Raw genomic sequence first — 3,119 nt, 5'->3', positions numbered from 1 at the left:
TATAAACTAAATTTGACCTGACAGACACTTCTGAAAAACCGGCAACTGTCAGATCAAGTTTGAACTACTACAGCTATAGGATTGTCTATGAACGTTTGCTTTCCACTTTTAGTGCTCATTAATACCCTCGTGTTTTACTAACCGAAGATGGCTAACTTTCTTAGGTGATATTCGATTTAATGGGGTGGTGTTCATTTTTAAACCGGCTAGAAGACCAATGTAAAAGGCCTGTGCCGCATCGAATTCCTTAATTAGCTCCTTGGATAAAGCCACCTCTTGAGGATCCATTATGGTCTGTTTTTGTGTTGGCCGATGTTCAAAACCAATCAAGCCATCTCTGGTTTGAAAAAGAAGGTTATAGCTGCCGTATCGTGATACAGAATAAGCATCAAAGGTATTTTGCTGTTTAAGCTGGCGGATTTCAGTCGGGTGAGATTTAATTGTTTTTGCGTATTCGATACCGATGTAGCAGCTTTGTATAGGATGTAAACCATGGAGAATATCTAAATCGAAAACGATATCGTTAATGGTCAAATCAATAACTGCCTTTGAATTGATGTATTGAACTTTGTAATACCCTTGGTCATCGTAAGAATTGAAATCAACGATTTTGTAGAGGATAAAGGACTTTCGCGCGCGTTTGTTTTTTCGTTTATGGTAAAAAAGATTTGAAAAGGTTTCGGTTAACGGCTGCAACAACATGGTACATCATCCTTGGGAACGTCTCTTCCTATTAAAAAATAGTGTTAAAAACACTACAGCTACTATCTCATGTGCATTTTTATCAAATTTCAGAATGGGTGCGCCCTGATTAATCGGATGCAATTCCCACTCGGGCGGATCGATATACAAACTTCTTAAGGTTAATTCATTATTTTCACGCAAATTAACCAAAACCAGATCACCATCCGATGGGGTTAACTCTGGATCAAAAACAAATACTGTTCCCTGCGAATAGCGTGGATACATAGAGGGGCGGCTTTCAAGAGCAAACGCATGGGCGCCTAAACCTTGGCTCTGTTCAATCGTGATAGGCAGCCACACTTTCCATTTCTTTAAATTAAGAGAACCAGCATGTTTGGCTGTTTCCCAGTCAAACACTGGAACAAAAGTGGGTCGGGAATGATGATTAAGATGATTTGGATTGATTTTAGAGTTGGGTGCAAGCAACGTATCAACGGTAACACTAAAGTAATCAGCAAGCGTTTTTAATGTATAAACTCTTGGATCAGTTGTTTCCCCAGATAACAACCGTCTAACCGTCATTACGGGGATATTTAATTCCTGAGCGACTTTCGTTTCGGTTGTATTGCGAATGGCCATGAGTTCACTAAGGTTTTGAGCAATCGCGCAACGCTGCTCATGGTCAAGGTCTAGTTCCTCAATCTCCATAAAACACCTTAGTTTCTTCCAAAAACAAAATTGTACAGGATGTTTACATTTGTTAAAACAATTTTTATGCATCCGGGCATTTGAAACAAAAATGTTTGACAATAATAACAATATTGTTAATATTTAAATCGTTATTGTTTTTGATTAATGCAATAAGAAAAGGAGTTCCAAGTGAACGATGATTCACGGTTACAAATCTATAGAGGGATGATCCAATACCTATTGGAATCAACCCATTACACCTTAAAAAATATCGCTGAATTGACTCAGACCACGCTTAGGTCTATCCGAGAAATACATCTAAACCAGCAATTATCCTTATCTCGCAACTCAGAAATACAGCTTTTAAAACTCTACCAAATTATTCTCGAATGCAATTTTGAACTGGCAAAAATGCCCTATCAACTAATAACGGATCACTATCAGGAGGAAATTCGATGCTTAAATGGGTAAAGCTGAAAAAATACTGCCAGGACTCTGGCGATACTGCCAATGCCGTCCATGCTAAAAGGAAAAAGGGTGTCTGGCTTGATGGCATTCAATGCAAGATAGGACCAGATGGTAATGTATGGATCAATTTAGCTGAGGTTGAAAAATGGGTGGAAAAAGGGGATCAAGCGACAATACAAAAGCTCCAGATGGTGTCGTAATTAGAAAATGGGCCTCGGGTAAAACCACCCTTAGAATAAACTTTTATTATAATGGCGTGCGTTGCTATGAAACACTGAAACTCGAGGCCACTGCTGCCAACTTAAAATATGCTGATCGCTTGCGCGGCGAAATACTTAATGCCATTGAGCGAGGCACGTTTTGTTATACCGATTACTTTCCAAACTCTAACCGTGCCCATCTTTTTGGGCATGCAAAGAAAAAAATAACCATTGGTAAATTACTGCATGAGTTCCTCGAGGATGCCAAATTAACGAAAGAAGCCAGTACTTATCGTGGTTATAAAAAAATTTGCGATGGGCATCTTTTCCCCATGTTTGAAAAAATTGAAATACACAATCTGCAACCTGCCCTTATTCGCAAATGGATACAATCGTTACACTGCACAACAAAAACCGTATCAAATATTCTAATCCCTCTGAGAGCTGTCATTGAACAGGCATTGGTCGATCAATACATCAAGGAAAATCCATTAAACAGTATTATTATCGATAAACTCTTGAGCAAAGACACTAAACGCAGCGATTACAAACCCGATCCATTCAGTGTTGATGAAATTAATGCCATTCTAAATGCTTCTGATGGGCAAGTTCGGAATTTATTTCAATTTGCTTTTTTTACCGGCTTGCGTGTCTCTGAATTGATTGGATTACGTTGGTCAGACATCGATTGGGAAAACCAATTAATAAGCATTGAAGAAACCATTGTTGCAAAGGAATCGAAGGGGCCAAAAACGGAGGCAGGTAAACGTGAAGTACTCCTCCTACCCCCAGCCTTAGATGCACTGGAAAAACAGAAAGAATTTACCTATTTAAAAAAAGGCAGGGTATTTTACAACCCTCAAAGCAATAAACCCTGGGAAACGTCACAGCAGATTCGCCGTACCCAATGGATGCCTGTTTTAAAGAAAGCAGGGGTTCGTTATCGAAATACCTATCAAACGCGCCATACTTACGCATCCATGATGCTCTCTCAGGGTGAAAATAGGCTCTTTCTCATTTAAGGGGGCACTTTAATCAAGTTAGTTTAAACTAACCCATTGATTTAGCGATCGAAAT

At 39.1% G+C, this 3,119-nt stretch carries 4 protein-coding genes; 2 read left to right on the top strand and 2 right to left on the bottom strand.

Going from position 1 to position 3,119, the window contains the following annotated elements:
* Positions 1-108: 108 nt before the first annotated feature.
* Both Lery_RS02785 and Lery_RS02780 read right to left on the bottom strand, forming a co-directional pair.
* Positions 109-702 (bottom strand): hypothetical protein, encoded by a 594-nt coding sequence (locus Lery_RS02785; protein ID WP_058525735.1) that lies wholly within the window; start codon positions 700-702, stop codon positions 109-111.
* A gap of 6 nt (positions 703-708) precedes the next feature.
* A complete protein-coding gene (locus tag Lery_RS02780; RefSeq protein ID WP_058525734.1) occupies positions 709-1,392 on the bottom strand; it encodes a S24 family peptidase in 684 nt (227 codons plus the stop codon).
* 437 nt (positions 1,393-1,829) lie between these two features.
* Between Lery_RS02780 and Lery_RS02770 the strand changes: the two genes are divergently transcribed.
* Together Lery_RS02770 and Lery_RS02765 are read left to right on the top strand one after the other, a co-directional pair.
* Complete coding sequence (locus tag Lery_RS02770) at positions 1,830-2,042, top strand: hypothetical protein (RefSeq protein WP_058525733.1); 213 nt, start codon at positions 1,830-1,832, stop codon at positions 2,040-2,042.
* On the top strand, positions 1,988-3,064 hold the full coding sequence (locus Lery_RS02765) for an Arm DNA-binding domain-containing protein (RefSeq protein ID WP_082657105.1): 1,077 nt from the start codon (positions 1,988-1,990) through the stop codon (positions 3,062-3,064). Before Lery_RS02770 ends, Lery_RS02765 begins: the two co-directional genes overlap by 55 nt.
* Positions 3,065-3,119 lie beyond the last annotated feature (55 nt).

Source organism: Legionella erythra, assembly GCF_001467615.1.
In the GTDB taxonomy this organism is placed as follows: domain Bacteria; phylum Pseudomonadota; class Gammaproteobacteria; order Legionellales; family Legionellaceae; genus Legionella_C; species Legionella_C erythra.
This window is presented reverse-complemented; position numbering and strand designations above follow the sequence as displayed.